Below are 17,081 nucleotides of genomic sequence, written 5' to 3' on the forward strand. Positions count from 1 at the left end.
ACTTGCCTCGACAGCCAACGGAGTTGATGCCTGCCAAAGCTATACGGACTAACCGGCGCGACCTGCTGCAATGTCCTATCGGTGCGCCAAACCTGAAGCAGCCATCTGCGCATCCGCAGCGAATGCACCCTTTGTCCCGCATACCCGACCTTCGCGAGCCCGGGAACAGTTGGAATCTTTGCTGACGTGCGGAGAAGGTCGGCTTCTCTAATTGGGCATTTGGGTCAAGCTCGTTTTCCCTACTGGTTGGGACCATTGTCACTCATCCGGGTCACGCTTCTCTTCGCAGTCTGTTTGATGCCACGTGGGGTATCGCTGCACGCATGTGTCGGATTGGTTGTGGAGAGCCTCGCTTTGAGACGCGCTTGATGGCGCAGCAGACATTTTCGGCTTCATCCACGAACCTCGTCCGGTGAGGACGATCCCGTTCAGATCGATATTGGGCGGTCAGATCATGCCATGCCCTCCACCTTTTCTGGACGGAACTCCGTGCCGTCCGCCCACATGCGGTGGAGCAGGACGGCCAGTTTGCGCGCAACGGCCACAACCGCACGGCGGCGTCCTTTGGTGCGCATCAAGCGCATGCCCCAGGACTTGATCTGCGACCCGGCCATGGTTCGCATGAGCAAGGCATTGGCGGCGGCGTAGAGCGTTGCCCTCACATCTCGATCTCCGGCTTTCGATATCCGGCCTGGGTTGTCGTGTTCGCCAGACTGGTATCGCCGGGGCGTCAGACCAAAGTGGGCGGCCACGGTACGAGATCGTTTGAACCGCGCAGGGTCATCGACCGCCGCCTTGAAAGTCAGAGCCGCGATCGGGCCGACCCCGGGCACAGTCATCATGCGCATGCAGACCTCATCCCGACTGGCGGCGCGTTTGACCCGTCGGTCGAGCTCCAGAAAGTGCTGATACAGAACCAACCGGGCGTCGAGCAGCGGCAGCATGGCGTGAGCCAGCACCTCGTCCATCTCAATCATCGGCCGGACCACACCGTCAAAGCTGCCATGCTTCACCGTCCTCGGCAGCCGAACGCCGAAGATCTTCAGGAGGCCACGCACTTCGTTGGCCAGATCAATGGTCTTGCTCAGCAGTGCCTTCCGCGTGCTCAGAAGGGCTCGAACCCCATGTGCCTCCCGACTCTTCATGTGAACGGAGCTGAACCACCCCGTCCGCAGGATTTGAGCGATGCCGCGGGCGTCGTTGCGATCCGTCTTGTTCCGCATCGCCGAAAGAGCTGCGCTTACCTGGCGTGCCTCCATGCAGACAACTTCGAACCCTTTTGCCTTCAATCCGTAGAACAGATGCTGGCTCAAGGTGCCGGACTCGAACCCGACGCGTTCGATCGAAACGGGAAGCGCGTTCAGATACCCCGCGATCTCCTCAATCTCGCACGGCACGTCTCGCTCATGCAGGATCGTACCTTTGCTGTCGACCACACAAACCGCGCAGGACCGCAGCGACACATCCAAGCCAACATAATGTTCCATTCGAAATCTCCCTTGCTCACAGATTTCCTATGATCCTATCGGGAGCTCGACCTCAGTTCAGGGTCAGCCCAATTACGCACGCTTCGAGCCCAAACTTCCCAATTGCTGCGCGAAGCACAAACGGATTGGAAGCGCTGAAAGCCGACATTAACGTAGCCGCGAGCGTACCTTAGCTGCCAATTAGCCACCTCAGGTGACGTCCCTGAACCGGCCATTGGGACTTGTCGCAGCAAGACCAGTGTTCATCTTCGAGGGCTACTGACAATCGAAAAGCTATATCGCAGCCCTAGAAACGCGCCTTGCCCACCCAAGGGTCTGTTTGGTATCCGTTTTTCCAACATCACGCGGGGAATCGACAACCGTCATTCCTGAAGCTTGTATATTTGGGCTGAGCTATCGCTAAATCGTGCTGCTGGAGGGCACCAGAATGGATGAAGTCAGCGGTATCGATCTGAGCATTTTCTTCGACGCAGCGCCGACGGCGCAGATGGTGTTCACGCCGGACCTCCGGATCGTCGCGGCGAACCAACGCTATTGCGCGATGCTGGGCCGCCAGTCCGAAGAACTGATCGGGTTCCGGGTTTTCGAGGCCTTTCCGGCCAATCCCGATGACCCGAACGCGGACGCTGAGGCGGAATTGCAGGCCTCGACAGACGCAGTTGTCGCGACTGGCGAGGCACAGGAAATGCCGTTGCGACAGCACGATGTCCAGGAAGCCGACGGTCGCTACGGCACAAGATACTGGCGCATCCTGAACTCACCCGTCTTCGCCGACGCATCCGAGCCGGAACGGGTGACCCACGTGATCCATACAGCCGAAGACGTCACGCGGAGCGTTCTGGGGGAGCGCGCTGACGCTGCGAAGCGAAGGGCTGCAATGCGCGGCGCAGAGCTCAGCTATTTCGAGTTCGACCCGGCCTCCGGGAGGCTGACCCGCTCGCCGCAATTGGATGCGCTGTTCGGCTTTGAGCCAGGAGAGACTGTCACAGCGGCGAAGGCGTTTTTCGACCGCATCCATCCTGATGACCTTGAGACGACTTTAGCTGAGATCGAGCGGGTCGGGCGCACAATTGGGTCCGACCTGCATCTCGACTACCGGATTGTGCGACCTGACGCGACCGTGCGATGGGCGATTGGACACGGGGAGTCTGTCCGAGATCCGGACACGCAGGAAGTCAGGATCGTCGGCATCGTCCTTGACGTGACATCGATTCGCGAACGCGAAGAGAGCCTGCGCGAGGCGGTCCAAGCGCGTGACCTCCTGATCGCAGAGGTTAATCACCGGGTGAAGAACTCGCTCCAGATGGTGACGAGCATCCTGAACCTGGAAGCATCCGCGACCGAGGACGCGGTGGCGCGCGCGTCGCTCAAGGCCGCTACGGCGCGCGTGAACGCCGTCGCGGCGATCCATGCCTCGCTCTACGAAGACGAAGACGTCAGTTCGGTCCAGATCGACAGATATATGGAAAGGTTGAAAGAGCACCTTGATGCTTCGCTTTCGAGTGAAGGCCGGGGCGTGAAAATCGCGCTCGACGTGGAAGCGGTCCGGCTTCCAACCGACAAGGCCATCACGCTGTCCCTGGCGGTGAACGAGCTGGTGACCAACTCGTTCAAGCACGCCTTCGGACAAGAAGACGAGGGCAACGTGACCATTAGCCTGCGGCGCAACGGCGACTCCGCGATCATCCTCGAGGTTGCGGATGACGGAACGTCCCCGGCTGCCAATGGTTTGGATATCAAATCACCATCGTCGGGTCTCGGTCAGCGCTTGATAAGGGGAATGGCGTCGCAATTGGGCGGGACAATCGAGGTAGAGGGCAAGAATGGCTGGCGGACACGAATCTATTTTCCCGAATGAGGGAGCCGCCGCTCTGAAAGTGCTTGTGGTTGAAGACAACATTTTTATCGCGCTTGATCTGGAAGGGCAGCTCGATGAAATGGGACATGACGTCGTCGGCATCGCCGCGACCGCGACGAAGGCGATCGAGATGGCCCTAAAGTCGGTTCCTGATCTTGCAATCGTCGATCTTCAGCTTGCTGATGGGAGCCGTGGGCAGGATGCGGCGTTCGTGCTTCGTGCGGAGATGGATATTCCGTCCATCATCGTGAGCGGGAGCATGCATCAGGTGACCGACGAGGAGAGGGCGGCAATCCGCCCGCTCGCGATGCTGTCGAAGCCTCTGCTTTCGGGTGAACTTGGCCGCGCAATCGAAACCGTGAACATCTCGGATAGCCCCAAGGACGAATGACGGCTGTCGCAAACCGCATAGAGCGGACCTTAACAGCCAAAACTCGAACGGCAGCAAAGTCCGCTCTGCCGACCGTCACCCTCCGAAAATGCTGCGCGATGGACGAATGACCGGTTCGACGAAGCTGCGCCGCAGCGCCCGGCTAAGAAGCGAACGGCAGCAACGGGCCGTCCTTGCGGGAAGGCCCCGCCTGTCAGATCTCCACCGCTTCCGATATCGCCAGAGCGTCCTCGAGCTCGACGCCGAGGTAGCGAACGATGCTGTCCATCTTCGTATGGCCGAGCAGAAGCTGGACCGCCCGCAGGTTTCCTGTCTTGCGGTAGATCTGCGCGACCTTGGTCCGGCGCATGGAATGGGGTGCCATATAAACTCGGCTCGAGGCCGATCGATCTCACCCAGTCGCGGACGAGCCGGGCGTATTGCCGCGTCGAAATATGCAGCCATTCGTGGAAGCGTCCAGGCCAGAGGTGTTCTGACCCGATCATCGCCGGGTCCTCAAGCCATGCGGCGATGGACTTGCGGGTCCCTTCAGTGATCTCGAAAAGCACAGGGTGCCGCGTCTTGCTCTGAGTGATCGACGTGCGCTCCTTGACCTGACCGGCCGAAAAGACATCGGCAACCTTCAGCTGAACGAGGTCGCAGCCGCGCAGCTTGCTGTCGATCGCCAGATTGAACAGCGCGAGGTCCCTGACGCGTTTCGCGATCTTGAGGCGCACCCGAATGGCCCAGACGTGTTTCGGCAGGAGCGGGCGTTTCTGGCCGACGATGCGGCCCTTGTTCCAGACAGATCGACATGCACGAATGGCGGGAAGGTTGGCAGGGGGCATGAGCACTACGTCGCGCAGACCGCGAACAACTTCTCGATCCTGATGGACCGCACCGAAGGGGAACGCCTCGCCGCGCTGATCGCGGAGTTCGCCGACCGCCGGCTCGACTGAACCGACGCCGGTCCCGGATAAAATCCGAACCCGATGTTTCCCAACTCGCCGGGCCTTCTGCGTCTCGAGCCGCATTCCGAAGGGCTGCGCGACCGCATCTGGTGGGGCGCGGGCTCGAACGCGACGGCGGTCTGGGCGGCGAAGCCGGGTATGAACCTGCAAAGCTCGACGCGGAAGGACGACGAGACGGGGCAGGCCTTCCACTTCCAGCAGGCCGAACAGATCCGCGCCTATCGCGCCGCGTGGAAGGAAGCCGGCCACGCGCGCGCACACCGTGGGTGTCGGTCAGCCGCAGCATCTTCCCGCTCGTGTCGGACGAGGAGCGCGCCTATTTCGGCCGCGGAAACCAGGGGCAGGACAAGATCGGCTATCTCGATGCGCAGACGCGGGCGATCTTCGGCCGCAGCTACGCGGACGAGCCCGACAGGCTGGCCTCGCAACTGGCCGGCGACGAGCGCATCGCCGAGGCGGACACGCTACTGCTGACGATCCCCAATCCAGGCTGGGGTCGACTACAACGCGCATGTCATCGAGGCGATACTGAAGCATGTCGCTCCTGCGCTCGGCTGGCGCTGATAGATCAGGCAGCTCTCGCGATGGCCCGTTCTGCGGCGACGTCGCAGCAGATCCGGATACTGATGCGACTGCTGCACGGTCGACGAACGGCCGGTTCGGCGAAGCCGCGCTGCGGCGCACCCTCACCATCGACGCCACCTTCGCGGCCGGCGCCTGGCGCATGGTCAACGCTATCCTCGCCCCGGCTCTGGCTGGGTGATATCGTCGGTACATGGGTCATCGCGTCCTCATATCGCCGGAACTCCTTACCGATGCCGAACTCGATGCGCGGCTCATGTCCGGTCCCGAGACGGTCTGGCGAGAAGGCGAACACTGGCGGGTGTGCCGATACGCGAGTGCGCACGAGGCGATCCGGCTGTTGCGGCAAGGCTGGGAGCTGTTCGAGGACGGGGAGGAGGAGACATGACGCAGACCGCCGCTCTCTTGGTCGTTGCCGCGCTGTCCGGGGCCGGTCAGTTGCTCGCCGGCTGGATGCTCTGGCCTTGGCGGCCGCGAAAGACAGACAAAGGCGTAGACCTCAATGCATTCGTCCGAGACGCGCCCTGTCATCTGCTCGATGACAGAGGCTGAGGAATACTACCGCCGGTGCACGGACGACATTTCCGACACCGAGTTCCGCGAGCTTGGCATGTCAGCGCATGAGCTCTTGCGTGTCCGGAGCCTGCAGCAGCCGGCGCGCTACGAGGCGATTTCGGCGTCCATGCTGTCGGTGTCGAGGGGAGGTCTGACCAGGCGTGCCATGAAAGTTTGGCTCAGCGCCCTCGACAGGTCTCGAATACTCGACGACTGACTTTGGGAGGCCAGCCCAGATGCCCTGGAAACCCACCACCGACATGACCCGCGAGGAGCTGGTCGCGCATGTCGAGCAACTACGCGCCGCGGTCGACCGGCTTGCTGCTCGGAATCCCAGAAACCAGCGCGGCCTGGTCGATCTGCTCGCATCGTGGGAGGCGCTCTCCGACGAAGACGCTCTGCCTGATGTGGATGGAGATGGGCAGCATAGCCTGATCGTCGCCGACCCCGACATCCGCGGCGGCCGCCCGACGATCCGGGGCATGCGAACCACTGTTTCCGACATCCTTGGCTGGCTGGCATCAGGCATGTCCGACGCGGAGATCATCAAGCACTTCCCCGAGCTGACGCAGGACGACATCTGTGTGGCCCTGGCTTACGGGAAGACCAACGACGCGAGATTCCGCCGTGCACTCCGCCGGGCCCGCGGGACCGTGCCGGATGACATCGGTATTGGAGGAGAGGACGATGCAGATCGAGATTGATCCAGCCTGCGTAGAGCTTGAGATCCTGGAGGACTTCGGCCAGATCGTCTCGTATCGGACAGTCTATCGCGGCTACCGGTTCGGTCGCTTCTTTGCACTTCCGGGCGACGGCGATCCCGTCAGGTCCCAGTATGCTGCCCTGGTGATTGTCGCCTGTCGGCTGATCGAGTGTGAAGTCGCCGTCATATCCGCCCATGGCGCTGAACGTCCTCGCCTATAACATCAAGCGGATGGTCGCACTGGTCGGCATCCGCGGCCTGATAGTCGCGATCCCGAGCTGAGGCGACTCATCAAATTACATTTGCGATGTCAGCAAGAACGAACCCGACAAACCCGCCGCCCCTCGGTCTCCAGCTTCCAGTTTCCACACAGCCTCGGCCATGAGCGGCGCCATACCTCAGCCAGTAAGGCACCGCCATATTGTGGATTTTTATCGCGGCTTGGTTTCGCTGGATATCTCGAGGGCAACTATGAGATCGCGATGTTTCTCGGAGTGCATCTTTGCCAGTCGCCGGCTTCGTCGGTTGCGGATATTGTTCGCGTGAATCTCTGCAACCTGTTCGGCGATATAGTGGGACTTCACGATCTCCGTGCTGGAATGATGTGCTGCCGGCTTGGCAAGTTCGATCCCGTCTACACCGTGATGGGCGATTGCGTCCGAGTAGAGCATGACGCGAAGCGTCGTGAAGCTGTTGCCCGTGAGGGCCTGGAAGACGCGCGGGATGTATGTTGCCGCAGCCGGATGCCCGTCGGGCAGCACGAAAAGCTGGCGTCTGTCCCGGATCAGCTTTTCCCTCAGAGTGGGCAGCATGGCCGGAGACGCGTCCCCGAGGACAAGCGCATCGACGAAACGACCTGCCTCTGGGTGGAGAGGGAAATCGAACGGTTCCGGCCGCCGCGCGTGGGTTTTTTGGATTTCACTCCGGATCACCCATTCGTCGTGCTTCCAGAACAGGCTCTCACCGAACGCGAGCTGGGCTGAGGCGTTGCGAAGCGGCGCATTGGCGAAGATAGAAAGGATGGCCGCGCCATTGCGCATCTGGTGCCGTTTTCTGGGCCTTTCCTCGGCATCGACGGCTGCAAGGAGTGCCTCGGCCATGTCGAGGATCCGATCCGTCGAATTCCCTGTGCGCGCCAGCGCGAAGAACTTGAGGGCGCGCTGAGCAGACTCCCGGACATCGTAGTCTCGTCGGTAATCGGCGAGATGCTGGATGATCTCGGGCTGTGCTCCCTCGTATCTGGTGAATAGGAGGAGCGCATCGGCCGTCGCGCGCATGGTCGCCCATCGCAGTCCATGCGGTCGCTCGAGGAGGCGAGTTTTTAGGTCGGCAAGGTATGCGTCTATTCCTGTCAGGCCAAGCTCTGGGGCCAGATGTTGCTGCGCCGCTGACCAGGCATATTGACAGAGCTTTTCGCGCATTCTCAAAACCATGCTGCGGGCGGGCACCTGCATGCCCGACTCTTGGCCGGGAAGCCCGTCTGCTGCGCGGCGCAACTCGCTCTGATAGTCCAGAGGGAGGTCCCACGGCGCGATGGAGACGGCACGTTTTCTCGGCGGGCGCCGTGTCGGCGGGGCTATTGGATCCCAATCATGCGTTTCGTAGACCGGCCGGAGCACGCGAGATTTGTTTCCCCGCGGTTCAAGGGGCACAGGGTGCGCGGCTTTGGAGTCTGGGTTTTTGGGAGACTTGGGAGGCGCGAAACGACGCGCTTCCCGGATGGCTCCAAGGAATGACGGCTGGCAGACGGCAAAAACGTCCTGGAGATGATCGATCCGTAGCGAACGCTCGGGCTCCGCGCAATCGCCGAGCCAATTCCGGATATCACCGGCCGTTGGTGACGCGAGACTGTGCGCCACGATGAACTCGAAGAATCCGTTTGTCGTCTCGATCGATTGGACGGACAAGCCGGCGAACCCGGGACGTTGCGCGAGACTTCTCCAGACTGGTTTTTCGAGGAGCTGGTGGATCTTCATGCTGGTATCCCCGCCGAATGTGGCGAGGCATGCAGTCGTTGGGCGCGCCGCTCGTATCTCTTCCGTTGCAAGGACCGGCTCTGCCGCTCGCGGTCGACGAACGCGTAGTGCTGCCGCAGGGTTTTCTCGGTGTCGCCGGTCAGCGTCTCGAGCTCCGGGTAGCAGGTCGGATCATGGAAGATCTCGATCGTGCAGAGACCGTGTCGGAAATTGTGCGGCAGGAGCGGGAGCCCGATATTCGTGGAACATTCGGCAAGCCAGCCATCGAATGTCGAGATTACGAGAGACCGGGACTCGGCTTCGAGTGCGGGGAAGACGTGATCAGAAAGATCTGCCCCGCCGAACAGGGCACGGATGCGCGACAGGTAAAATGTCAGGATGCGATAGCCTTCGCCCCCGAGCTCATCCCTCTCGAAGACGAAGCGGGGCAAATGCTGGCTGCGCCGGTTCATGGCGTCGCCGTTCTTCAGAAGTTCGTTCGGGATATGAATTGCCAGCCGCGGCCGCGTCTTGTCGGCACGGTGGTCGTAGAAGGTTTGCGGGTGGCCCGAGGACCTCAGGTCGGCGATGACATTCGATTTACGAAACGGGGCCCCTTCGAGCTCGATCGCGGCAAAGGCAGCGCAGGTGCCGTACATCCTGGCTTGTCTTAGAAGATCTGCGGCGAGGCGTGATCGTTCGGGAGTGAGTGGTTGCGTGTTCGGGGACCGGCTGAAGGCGAGAAGGTCGATGCCTTCAAGGTCGGCCAGTTCCATCGCCGCGAGCGCCTTTTCAGCATATAAGAAATGCTGAGCTTCGAAGAGCTCCATGGCACTGGGGTCGTTCAGAAGGTCCCGGCACCAGGCTTCGACCTTCGGAGACATCATCTTGCTGGCCGCTTGCCCTTCGATGAGCACTGGCAGCGTCTTCACGAGCCGTTCGACCACTGCGGCCTCTTCGACAAGGCCTTGAGTGGTCAGGGCCCGTTTCAGGTTCAGCGCATAGGAGAACAGGGTGCGCGGAGCGAGTCCTCCGGAGGTTCCGGACTTCTTGCAGAGCCGGATCAACGTCTTCTCGATCAGTTCAGGCCGGAACAGGGCAGTGAGGCCGTTCACAGCGTCAATGTCGCAGTCATCCTTGACTGCCCGTACGTAGGTGCGCAGGGCGGCGATGTAGACTGCCTTGCAGCTATCCGAGTATTCTTGGGCCGTAGCACAGCGAGCCTCCTCCGTGTGCATGTCGTCGTGGTAGACCACCGTCGCTTCTCGGACCCAAGACTTTACCTCCTCGTCCAGAGACGCCGGGAGTTGCGTGTCAAGCCGGAGGACACCGGCAAGAGTGCCGATCTCGTCCTTCGGCAGGAGCGACAAGCAGGTCGGGAATTGCCGAAGGTAGTCCAGGCACCCAGCCGCTTGCTTGACGCGGGTCCATTCGTCTGTGCTCAGGCAATCTTCGCGCAGGGAGATGATCCGCTCTCGCGTGATGTCGCACATGTCCCAGCCCCTGGCCCGGGCGAGATCGATGAGCCTCGGCAGGTTGCGGGCTTGCTGTTCCTTGAGCAGGACAGCATCGATCAGGTCTGGCAGGACGGCTTGCAGTCGTGCGAAACCGTCCTGCCGTCCGCGCCGCGCGAGCCGCCTCTGAAGCTCGCCTGAGAAAGTTTCGACCATCCGTCGCCCGTCCGATTGGTATTGCTTGTAGGTGCGGGGGGTGATGCCCCAGTCGCGGATCCTCGCGTTCAGATCAGCGTTGCCTTTCCGGTATTTCGGCGCGACCTGGAGATACACCTCCAGGGTTCCCTCGAGCGTTTCCAGATGGCGATCGCGGTATCCGCGCTTGCGGAACATCCTTGCGAAATGTGTCGCGTATTGCTGCTCGGTTCCGCCTTCGAGGGCCTGGCCGAAGCGTAGTATATCGAGCATGGTTGGAGCGTTGCCGGTCAACTTCATGTCCTCTTGATGTTGTCGTTATCGGGAAGATTGGCCGTTATCGGGATCGCGGTAATAAAAACTCGGAAGTTTACCAACGCCGAAAACTGCCATGGGGTTGTTATTTTCGGCGCTATCGGGAAATCGCAGTCGGATCGGGAAAAAGCGCCGTGAATACGTCCGCGGACGACGGATCGTCAGCATTCTCGGGCGGGAAGGCGGGCCCCTCGCCAGGGTCGCCGGGAGTGACGGTAAGCGATGCAACGCGTGTGAAGGCCGGGAGAGGCGAGCCGAGTGTACGGTTCCGGATCAGGGCAGGAAGCCATCGACGCAGTCGAGGAGGCTTTGCTCCATCCTCGTCGCCCAATTGAACCCCACGATCATATTGCCAACGCCCGGACCGGAAATGGTCGCGGATGGTCGACTGCGGCACGCCTGTCGCCTTGGATACCCAGTTGATGTCTGCGAGTGGCTCGCGCAGGGCTGCCAGCGCAATCTCGTCCGCCGCTCCGAGCCCGAAGAGCTGCCGCCAGACGATGCATTCCGGGTAGATGCCGTGCAGGTTTTCGATACCGACACGCTGCGCGATAAGCGCGACGCTGTTCTTGCCGACACCGAGGTAGCGCCGCAGTTCTTCGGTCGTGAAGCCAGCGGCGGACGCCGGAACGATTGGTTCTTGGAATAGCTCGAAGCGCATGGGACCCATCTCCTTTCCGAGGAGATGGGTCCCTGGTTGTCAGGTCGGAAAAGATGACCGGGTGCGACTACCGAATTCGGTTCTCAGGCGCCGCAGGCCCGTTGGGAACCTCCGAATCTGGTGAATACAGAATCTCCGACTACGTTGGAGCCTCCGCCGTTCTACGTCTCAGTTCGCGAGAGCTCGCGACAGGGTCTTGCAGACATCCTGCAGCCGCGCGCCCGACCAGCGTAGCCATGCGTCGAAATCGGACGGAGCGGAGCTGAACCGCGCATGGAGGGGGATCGCTCGCACAGTGTCCAGGAGGCGAACCACGAGTGTTTGTGCCTGCATCAGCAGCTGTCGAAGGTCTTCCTCAGTGGCGTCGGTGTCGAGATGCAGTGCATGAAGCGCGCGGATGTCATCGGCGGCTGCCGAGCGCCCCGCGAGCTTCAGGAGGGCTTCGAGGGAGCCGGATTCGTCATCGAGATACGCACCGAGGCGCGACAACGCGACATGGAGGACGGTCTCGCCTACGGGGGACGGGAGCGGCGTGAGGGCAATCGAGTTCATGGATAATCTCCATTTCGTGGGCCCGGGAGCAGTTCCTGCTCAATGGTCGTTTCCGGGATGCGACGGCATGGATGCCGACACGACCGTCAAGTTTGTCGAGGATCAGGCGCGAGTGGAGACTTTCTCGGCGTGTCCTGTTTCCCTTTCGAAGACGAGATTGGCCGGATGCTGGAATCGTGAAGAAAAAAGTTCGAAAATCTGGGTGAATCTGGGGTGCTCATACCCCGATTTCGTCGGGCCAGCTGACTGGCCGGCCCAAGGGAGGAATTCTTCTCTGGCCGGATCGTCGAGGAAAAAGATCAGGCCTTCGGCTGTCGTCTTTCCCGTACCAGTCCGCTGATCTCACGCGGCAGGTTGCGGCGAGGAAAGCTCTCATCGATGATCAGGTCGTCCAGGATGAAAATACCGCTTCGAAACGCGTTGCGGTGGTATCCATGGAGCGACTGCACGGTCTTTCGCACCCATGTCGGCGTGATTTGGGCAGGCGATACCTCGTCCCGGATCGCGTATCTGGACAGGCCGAATGTTCGCTGGATCGATGCCTCTTTGCCGTGCGCGCGCATCTGCTCCCGCAGGTCTGACCAAGCTTCCAGAAGCGCCGATTGCTTCTGTTTCGGAGCGCTGAACGAGACTTGAACGTGGTTCCCGATGTTCCTGATATACGCCTTCAGAGCGACCTGCGACGGTCGCCGAAAACCATGATCATTCGGATCGACACCCCATAGCGACATGCTCTTTGAGGCTAACTCGTCGAGTGATGGATCCTGATCCTGTGACAGGATGCCGGTCATTAGGGAGAGCCGGTAAACGAACGGCATGGCTGCTCTGACGAGAGGGGGCGCATTGGAGTAGGTGGCCGCAAGCCGCGGCGGTAATGGAGCGTGGTAGAGATGCCCACTCGGGGCCGGTAACCGGCCAATGATCTCCGATGGAAGCAGATGGCGGCTCCCGGCAGCAAGCGGCGCGCCCTGCAGCCGGTCGAGCAATGCGAGGGCTGCGCGATATGGCGGGCGCGTCTTACCTGGGAGGCGCCGGTCGATCTGAAGTGCGGTGGCGGAGGTGAGCTCCCTGATCTCCAATTCGGGCGGTAGAGCGTGACGAAGGATGTATAGTGCATTTGCGTGTCGGCCGAATTGCAGACGTGCGATGCGCTCAAAACCGGCAACCACGTCTCGGTCCGCGAATGAACCGGTCTCAAGAAGAAACAGATCGAAGAGTGTTCGTCGCCAAGCCAGGTAACGGGTCAGTTCCTGCTTGAACACACCGCGCGCGCGAAGAGGAACCTGGTCGTGGGGAAACCTCGCCTGGAGGTCCTCGGCCGAATAAGAGAGCGCAAGAAGCGGCGCGCACTCGATCTGAACCAACAGAGCAAGAGCGCTTGCGGTTGCGAACGGCGTGCCAGCTCTCTTGAGGTGCTGGGGCGGGGTCGGGGAGGTCAAAGCCTCGTAAGTGCGGTTAATGTCCATGAGCAAGATGTTGGTCGAACGACGGGGGACAGAAGCGATCCGCAGCAAGAGTGACGCTACGTCTGGCATCTACTCCAAGTGCTCAGCTGACCGCGATATGAGGTCTCTGCAGTTGCAGTCAGAGGGGATGTTTCTTGCGCAGAAGGCGGAGGGAATACTGCAAAATGATCGGGATACGCGACTCTTTTTCGTGCCGGAAAATCTCGTCATCTCACGGAGAAATTGCGTCAAGCCGCGGGGAAATGTCGTCATCTTCCGGGGTTTTTGCGTCATCTTGCGGGGAAATTGCGACATCAAGGCTGTAAGGCTCTGATAACCGGAAACGAATTCGCCTCTGAATCAAGAGAATCCTGAATCCCTCTGAAAGAGCCGCGAAGTGGCTGATTTGGTGGTGTCTTGCGGGCACCGGACGGCCGCTCGAAGAAAAATCAACCGGATCCTTTTTCTTCTCTGGCGAACGATCCATTTCTTCTTCGTGTCGGGTGCACCTCGGCAGGGACTGGAACAGGCGAGGCTCTGCGGCGCGCAGCGGGGTCTACGACTGGAACAGGACCTGGCAAGATCGGTCCGGCACTGGCTCGCAGACGTGCGAGTAAAAACTCCCGCTTTTCTTGGGCGGGAGCTGAGATGGTTGCTGTCTCGGGGGTGTCGAGATGTGAGGTCTGCTGCGGCGCGCAGCCGTAGGCTGATCAGATCGGCATCTTCCGGGGCAGCGGCTGCCCCAATTTTGGTGCTACGGCTCGTATCAGATAGCATCCTGCAAATCGGAGGACCCGAAGGGGATGGGATGGCGGTCTATATCTTGTCTCAGAGGGGCCCATAGAGGCACATATGGCCGGTTTCGGGCGTCCCGAAATGTCATGGAGGCGGAAAACCCGTCGCGAGAGACTTTCAGGGCGTGTGATGAAGGCGCGCGTGAGGCCCGCTTGAGAGTAACCAGCCGATTGAAGCCGCCTGCCTGACGGCGGTGTTCTGAGCTAAGACACGTGCATCGTGCATAACGACGACCTTAACGACGTGGCTTATTCGGAGGAGCCATGCTGGGTGAGGCTCTGGGCGTTGAGCGGCGCCGGCGGTGGAGCCAAGACGAGAAGCTCGAGATCCTGTCGGAGGTCGGCGTCGGCGTCGGCGGTGCGTCGGTGACGCAGGTCGCGCAGCCCCACGAGATAACGCGCTCCCAGATTTACGGCTGGCGGCGTGACCTGAAGAAGTAGGGCCTATGGTCGCCGGATCGCGGGGCCGTTTTCATTCCGGTCGATTTTGGTGAGGCGCGGACGCCGGCGAGCGCCCCGCGCCAGCGCAATCCGTCATGGTCGAGTTGCAGCTGAGCAACGGCCGCTGCCTGAGGTTCGACAGCGGCATGGATGGAGAGGCGCTGACCCGATTGATCGGAGCTGTGGAAGCGGCATGATCGGACCGGGAACAGGCGTTCGGGTCTACTTGGCCTGCGGGACCACCGAAATGAACAAGCGGGTCACGGGTCTGTCACCGACGGATCATCACGGACTACCTGCTGCTTCACGGACACAAAGTCCGGCATCTGATGGCTCCCGGTCGGATCGACGCGGCCCGGCCGTCGGAAGGAGCGCATCTGCGCAACGGCGGGTCGGGAATCTATCCCGCGGATTGACGCCGGAGCAATCTCCGAGCCGGTCGTGAAAAAACTCATGAATTAACGTGCGGGAATCGGTTCGCGTCAAATGAGCCAGAACGGCGGGAGGGGTTAGACGAAGCCACCTCGAACGGCTGGTGGCGGGGTTTTTGCCGGTGCGGTGCGACCACCATCATCTTCCCACCGCGCCACGCACTCGGCACTCGGTTGGCCGGTCAGGCTCTCGTTGTCCCTGACCCGGAATATTTCGGGGAGCAGGCGCTCGAAGTCTGCCTTGCCAATCATCATTTCGTCGCTCCTTTCTATCACGAGCCATCTCACGGTGAAGGAAGCGCACCATTGCGATGCAATGGTGCGCTTGATTGGTGGGAAAATGAGAAGCTATGCCGCCTGGTTGCGGCGCCGCCTGTAGTCATGCTCCACGTCCGAAGAGACCGGGCGCATGCGCCTTTCGCGCTCCGTGAGACCATCGACGACGCGCGGGATATCACTGCGATCAATCCCGATGTCGCGCAGCAGGCGATCGTCCATGCCTCGAAGAGTTTCGATCATCTTCCGGTGTTGCCATTGGAGAAATGTGGTCCGGAGCCAACGTCGAAACGCTCCGGGCTTGCGGTTGCGCTGGCTGGCCGTTCGAGGGGGTGGGAAGTGAGGGGTATTGGATTTGAAGACGTGGGGGTGCATGTCATGCTCCATGACGAAGAAACTGAACCGAGACGCACGCACCACGTCAGCCGGGCGACCCGCACAGGCGTGATCTTCCGGCCAGTTTGGCGCGTTTGTCACTTCGACTGATCTGTAAGAGATCGAGAAGACCCCGAGGCGCGGATCGGCAAGCGGCCTGATCCCGCCCGGGGCTACCGGCGGTTCAGTGTGTTTCCTGCGTTGAGCAGGAACCTCGTATGAAGACTGAACATGGTCATGACCGAGATATCGGCAATGCGCGTGTGTTTATCAAGAGCACGGCGTGGCCTGCGACCTTCTGGCACTGACGCCATCAGAGGCGGACGAGGCTCATGGATGATGCCCCTCTAAAGGAGATCAAAGACCTCGGTTTATCGTCGCGCAGCAGTGAGAGCTGTCTCTCGTAGTGGTGCCACTTCGCCGCACCACGGCCGTGACGGTTGACAGAACCTAATTGTTGCATAGCCTATAAGCATGGTCACGAACGAAAGCCTCTTCCGGTTTCTGCTTCTGAACCGCCTCCCTGCCCGGGCGGCGAGCGCGTAACCGCGTTCACGGCCACCCGGGGATTTCTCGAACATTTTGATAGAGACATCGGGTCTGCAGAGTTCAGTCCCTGGGAGACAAACATGACCAACGCACAACATGTGCGGGTGCCGAATAGCTATGCTTACGACACCACGCCAGAAAAACACCTCAACGATGCCGAGTTCTTTCTTAGGCCTTCTGACCGCGCCGACATCGAGTGGCTGCTTTCTCGGGATGACCCTGCGGCACAGAACATGCCGCATCTTGTAGAAGGGATCCTGCGCTACAAGATGCGAACGGCCGGGAAAGCGGTTGGCAAAGGCATCGACCAAATCGCATTGCCTATGAAACGCATTACATATGCTGAAAGCAATGGCCCGGTACAGAAGGGCATTTTGACGATGAGCATAGTAGAACGGCCGGGTCGCATTCCGGTGGGGTCCTTGCTCGGCGCAACACTCTTGGGCATGTCAAGACACCAAGAAGAGCCCCTGAAGAAAGAAGACGGTCGCACTGTCATTGTGGGCGTTTTGAAGATCGAAACAGTGGAACCGGTCTGACGCGTCGAGTAGCAGACCGATCTGCGGCAAGGAACCGTGTGTAACGTGCCGTGTCGGTCAATCTTCGCCGAAGTAGCGCCACGATCGCCGTGTCAGGCGGGTTCCGGTGCGGGGAGGGCGACATCAGCAAGGGTCGAGCGGTTCAGGTTCTCGATAAAGGCCATCTCGGCCACCCGAAGCCGGGTCTTCAGGCGACAGCATCCGTCGATCGTGCAGTCCCCACCGTTCGGTTGGAAGCATTCGACAAGCGCTTGGCCCTCTTCCAGCAGGCGAACCACGTCCCCCAACCGTATCTCCTCCGGGGCGCGAGCCAATGTGGCACCGCCACCGCCTCCACGGCGTGTCTGCACCAACCCGGCCCGGCCGAGTTTCTGCATGATCTTGATGAGATGGTTGCGGGAAAGCTGGAACTCCCCGGCGAGATCAGCCGTGGAGAAAGCGCGGTCCGGCGCGCTGGCAAGGCGCATCAGCATGCGGAGTCCGTAGTCGGTGAATGAGGTAAGGCGCATTTGCCATCCATGAAGTGGTATTTACAGTGCCTATTATGGCGCTTATCCAGAAGAGTGAACAGCC

20 protein-coding genes and 2 pseudogenes are annotated in these 17,081 nt (G+C 60.8%); 11 read left to right on the top strand and 11 right to left on the bottom strand.

Translation table 11 applies throughout. The annotated features are described in order from the left end of the window. Window positions 1–452: 452 nt before the first annotated feature. Window positions 453–1,487 carry an IS110 family transposase gene (locus ACU0FH_RS18115; protein ID WP_446196113.1) on the bottom strand — a complete coding sequence of 345 codons (1,035 nt, stop codon included), beginning with the start codon at window positions 1,485–1,487 and terminating at the stop codon, window positions 453–455. Window positions 1,488–1,914: 427 nt separating this feature from the next. Here ACU0FH_RS18115 and ACU0FH_RS18120 point away from each other — a divergent pair, with 427 nt between their 5' ends. Together ACU0FH_RS18120 and ACU0FH_RS18125 are read left to right on the top strand one after the other, a co-directional pair. Next, window positions 1,915–3,345, top strand: coding sequence for a sensor histidine kinase (locus ACU0FH_RS18120; RefSeq protein ID WP_446196114.1), 1,431 nt, complete (start codon window positions 1,915–1,917; stop codon window positions 3,343–3,345). Then, a complete protein-coding gene (locus ACU0FH_RS18125; protein ID WP_446196115.1) occupies window positions 3,311–3,736 on the top strand; it encodes a response regulator in 426 nt (141 codons plus the stop codon). Before ACU0FH_RS18120 ends, ACU0FH_RS18125 begins: the two co-directional genes overlap by 35 nt. Window positions 3,737–3,929: 193 nt before the next feature. Here ACU0FH_RS18125 and ACU0FH_RS18130 read toward each other — a convergent pair. Then, a pseudogene (locus ACU0FH_RS18130) lies at window positions 3,930–4,404 on the bottom strand (tyrosine-type recombinase/integrase). Here ACU0FH_RS18130 and ACU0FH_RS18135 point away from each other — a divergent pair. From ACU0FH_RS18135 to ACU0FH_RS18165, 7 genes and pseudogenes are all read left to right on the top strand, one after another. Beyond that, window positions 4,288–4,674, top strand: coding sequence for a hypothetical protein (locus tag ACU0FH_RS18135; protein WP_446197015.1), 387 nt, complete (start codon window positions 4,288–4,290; stop codon window positions 4,672–4,674). The pseudogene ACU0FH_RS18130 and the gene ACU0FH_RS18135 overlap by 117 nt on opposite strands. A gap of 21 nt (window positions 4,675–4,695) precedes the next feature. After that, window positions 4,696–5,250: pseudogene (locus tag ACU0FH_RS18140) on the top strand (LLM class flavin-dependent oxidoreductase); the annotation flags it as partial. Then, window positions 5,222–5,449: a hypothetical protein gene (locus tag ACU0FH_RS18145; protein WP_198431828.1), complete on the top strand. Its 228-nt coding sequence runs from the start codon at window positions 5,222–5,224 to the stop codon at window positions 5,447–5,449. The pseudogene ACU0FH_RS18140 and the gene ACU0FH_RS18145, both read left to right, overlap by 29 nt. Before the next feature lie 12 nt (window positions 5,450–5,461). After that, on the top strand, window positions 5,462–5,656 hold the full coding sequence (locus ACU0FH_RS18150) for a hypothetical protein (protein WP_085889854.1): 195 nt from the start codon (window positions 5,462–5,464) through the stop codon (window positions 5,654–5,656). Beyond that, complete coding sequence (locus ACU0FH_RS18155; protein ID WP_157792107.1) at window positions 5,653–5,820, top strand: hypothetical protein; 168 nt, start codon at window positions 5,653–5,655, stop codon at window positions 5,818–5,820. The genes ACU0FH_RS18150 and ACU0FH_RS18155 overlap by 4 nt, the downstream gene beginning before the upstream one ends. A 239-nt stretch (window positions 5,821–6,059) precedes the next feature. Continuing rightward, window positions 6,060–6,527 (top strand): DUF433 domain-containing protein, encoded by a 468-nt coding sequence (locus ACU0FH_RS18160; protein WP_446196116.1) that lies wholly within the window; start codon window positions 6,060–6,062, stop codon window positions 6,525–6,527. Beyond that, a complete protein-coding gene (locus tag ACU0FH_RS18165; RefSeq protein WP_446197016.1) occupies window positions 6,511–6,747 on the top strand; it encodes a hypothetical protein in 237 nt (78 codons plus the stop codon). Before ACU0FH_RS18160 ends, ACU0FH_RS18165 begins: the two co-directional genes overlap by 17 nt. 210 nt (window positions 6,748–6,957) lie before the next feature. Here ACU0FH_RS18165 and ACU0FH_RS18170 read toward each other — a convergent pair whose 3' ends face one another. The 6 genes from ACU0FH_RS18170 to ACU0FH_RS18195 all read right to left on the bottom strand — a co-directional run bounded on the left by ACU0FH_RS18170 (window position 6,958) and on the right by ACU0FH_RS18195 (window position 13,590). Then, a complete protein-coding gene (locus ACU0FH_RS18170; protein ID WP_446196117.1) occupies window positions 6,958–8,502 on the bottom strand; it encodes a hypothetical protein in 1,545 nt (514 codons plus the stop codon). Then, the gene (locus tag ACU0FH_RS18175; RefSeq protein WP_446196118.1) at window positions 8,499–10,430 is read right to left on the bottom strand and encodes a hypothetical protein; all 1,932 of its coding nucleotides are present in this window, start codon (window positions 10,428–10,430) and stop codon (window positions 8,499–8,501) included. The genes ACU0FH_RS18170 and ACU0FH_RS18175 overlap by 4 nt, the downstream gene beginning before the upstream one ends. Before the next feature lie 112 nt (window positions 10,431–10,542). After that, a complete protein-coding gene (locus ACU0FH_RS18180; RefSeq protein ID WP_446196119.1) occupies window positions 10,543–11,106 on the bottom strand; it encodes a hypothetical protein in 564 nt (187 codons plus the stop codon). Between the two features lie 168 nt (window positions 11,107–11,274). Continuing rightward, the gene (locus tag ACU0FH_RS18185; RefSeq protein ID WP_446196120.1) at window positions 11,275–11,658 is read right to left on the bottom strand and encodes a hypothetical protein; all 384 of its coding nucleotides are present in this window, start codon (window positions 11,656–11,658) and stop codon (window positions 11,275–11,277) included. Between the two features lie 299 nt (window positions 11,659–11,957). Next, the gene (locus tag ACU0FH_RS18190; protein ID WP_446196121.1) at window positions 11,958–13,124 is read right to left on the bottom strand and encodes a hypothetical protein; all 1,167 of its coding nucleotides are present in this window, start codon (window positions 13,122–13,124) and stop codon (window positions 11,958–11,960) included. A 211-nt stretch (window positions 13,125–13,335) separates the two neighbouring features. Beyond that, on the bottom strand, window positions 13,336–13,590 hold the full coding sequence (locus ACU0FH_RS18195; protein WP_446196122.1) for a hypothetical protein: 255 nt from the start codon (window positions 13,588–13,590) through the stop codon (window positions 13,336–13,338). 571 nt (window positions 13,591–14,161) lie between these two features. On the opposite strand from ACU0FH_RS18195, the gene ACU0FH_RS18200 reads away from it, so the two are divergent. Beyond that, window positions 14,162–14,338 (top strand): transposase, encoded by a 177-nt coding sequence (locus ACU0FH_RS18200; RefSeq protein WP_446196123.1) that lies wholly within the window; start codon window positions 14,162–14,164, stop codon window positions 14,336–14,338. 509 nt (window positions 14,339–14,847) lie between these two features. On the opposite strand, the gene ACU0FH_RS18205 is transcribed toward ACU0FH_RS18200, so the two are convergent. Both ACU0FH_RS18205 and ACU0FH_RS18210 read right to left on the bottom strand, forming a co-directional pair. Further along, on the bottom strand, window positions 14,848–15,024 hold the full coding sequence (locus tag ACU0FH_RS18205; RefSeq protein ID WP_446196125.1) for a hypothetical protein: 177 nt from the start codon (window positions 15,022–15,024) through the stop codon (window positions 14,848–14,850). 93 nt (window positions 15,025–15,117) lie between these two features. Continuing rightward, window positions 15,118–15,432 carry a DUF1127 domain-containing protein gene (locus tag ACU0FH_RS18210; protein WP_446196976.1) on the bottom strand — a complete coding sequence of 105 codons (315 nt, stop codon included), beginning with the start codon at window positions 15,430–15,432 and terminating at the stop codon, window positions 15,118–15,120. 617 nt (window positions 15,433–16,049) lie between these two features. On the opposite strand from ACU0FH_RS18210, the gene ACU0FH_RS18215 reads away from it, so the two are divergent. Further along, window positions 16,050–16,508, top strand: a complete 459-nt coding sequence (locus ACU0FH_RS18215) for a hypothetical protein (RefSeq protein ID WP_446196127.1) — start codon at window positions 16,050–16,052, stop codon at window positions 16,506–16,508. A gap of 92 nt (window positions 16,509–16,600) precedes the next feature. On the opposite strand, the gene ACU0FH_RS18220 is transcribed toward ACU0FH_RS18215, so the two are convergent. Next, a complete protein-coding gene (locus ACU0FH_RS18220; RefSeq protein ID WP_446196128.1) occupies window positions 16,601–17,017 on the bottom strand; it encodes an Rrf2 family transcriptional regulator in 417 nt (138 codons plus the stop codon). Window positions 17,018–17,081 lie beyond the last annotated feature (64 nt).

It is taken from the genome of Heliomarina sp. (assembly GCF_052826185.1).

What these genes read in the sequence shown, in the direction of transcription:
- ACU0FH_RS18155 (WP_157792107.1), top strand. Translation starts at nt 5,653, where the DNA reads ATGACGCAGACCGCCGCTCTCTTGGTCGTTGCCGCGCTGTCCGGGGCC.
- ACU0FH_RS18175 (WP_446196118.1), bottom strand. Translation starts at nt 10,430, where the DNA reads ATGAAGTTGACCGGCAACGCTCCAACCATGCTCGATATACTACGCTTC.
- ACU0FH_RS18215 (WP_446196127.1), top strand. Translation starts at nt 16,050, where the DNA reads ATGACCAACGCACAACATGTGCGGGTGCCGAATAGCTATGCTTACGAC.
- ACU0FH_RS18165 (WP_446197016.1), top strand. Translation starts at nt 6,511, where the DNA reads ATGCAGATCGAGATTGATCCAGCCTGCGTAGAGCTTGAGATCCTGGAG.
- ACU0FH_RS18145 (WP_198431828.1), top strand. Translation starts at nt 5,222, where the DNA reads ATGTCGCTCCTGCGCTCGGCTGGCGCTGATAGATCAGGCAGCTCTCGC.
- ACU0FH_RS18210 (WP_446196976.1), bottom strand. Translation starts at nt 15,432, where the DNA reads ATGGAGCATGACATGCACCCCCACGTCTTCAAATCCAATACCCCTCAC.
- ACU0FH_RS18185 (WP_446196120.1), bottom strand. Translation starts at nt 11,658, where the DNA reads ATGAACTCGATTGCCCTCACGCCGCTCCCGTCCCCCGTAGGCGAGACC.
- ACU0FH_RS18120 (WP_446196114.1), top strand. Translation starts at nt 1,915, where the DNA reads ATGGATGAAGTCAGCGGTATCGATCTGAGCATTTTCTTCGACGCAGCG.
- ACU0FH_RS18220 (WP_446196128.1), bottom strand. Translation starts at nt 17,017, where the DNA reads ATGCGCCTTACCTCATTCACCGACTACGGACTCCGCATGCTGATGCGC.
- ACU0FH_RS18205 (WP_446196125.1), bottom strand. Translation starts at nt 15,024, where the DNA reads ATGATGATTGGCAAGGCAGACTTCGAGCGCCTGCTCCCCGAAATATTC.
- ACU0FH_RS18180 (WP_446196119.1), bottom strand. Translation starts at nt 11,106, where the DNA reads ATGCGCTTCGAGCTATTCCAAGAACCAATCGTTCCGGCGTCCGCCGCT.
- ACU0FH_RS18170 (WP_446196117.1), bottom strand. Translation starts at nt 8,502, where the DNA reads ATGAAGATCCACCAGCTCCTCGAAAAACCAGTCTGGAGAAGTCTCGCG.
- ACU0FH_RS18115 (WP_446196113.1), bottom strand. Translation starts at nt 1,487, where the DNA reads ATGGAACATTATGTTGGCTTGGATGTGTCGCTGCGGTCCTGCGCGGTT.
- ACU0FH_RS18190 (WP_446196121.1), bottom strand. Translation starts at nt 13,124, where the DNA reads ATGGACATTAACCGCACTTACGAGGCTTTGACCTCCCCGACCCCGCCC.
- ACU0FH_RS18150 (WP_085889854.1), top strand. Translation starts at nt 5,462, where the DNA reads ATGGGTCATCGCGTCCTCATATCGCCGGAACTCCTTACCGATGCCGAA.
- ACU0FH_RS18160 (WP_446196116.1), top strand. Translation starts at nt 6,060, where the DNA reads ATGCCCTGGAAACCCACCACCGACATGACCCGCGAGGAGCTGGTCGCG.
- ACU0FH_RS18125 (WP_446196115.1), top strand. Translation starts at nt 3,311, where the DNA reads ATGGCTGGCGGACACGAATCTATTTTCCCGAATGAGGGAGCCGCCGCT.
- ACU0FH_RS18200 (WP_446196123.1), top strand. Translation starts at nt 14,162, where the DNA reads ATGCTGGGTGAGGCTCTGGGCGTTGAGCGGCGCCGGCGGTGGAGCCAA.
- ACU0FH_RS18195 (WP_446196122.1), bottom strand. Translation starts at nt 13,590, where the DNA reads ATGGATCGTTCGCCAGAGAAGAAAAAGGATCCGGTTGATTTTTCTTCG.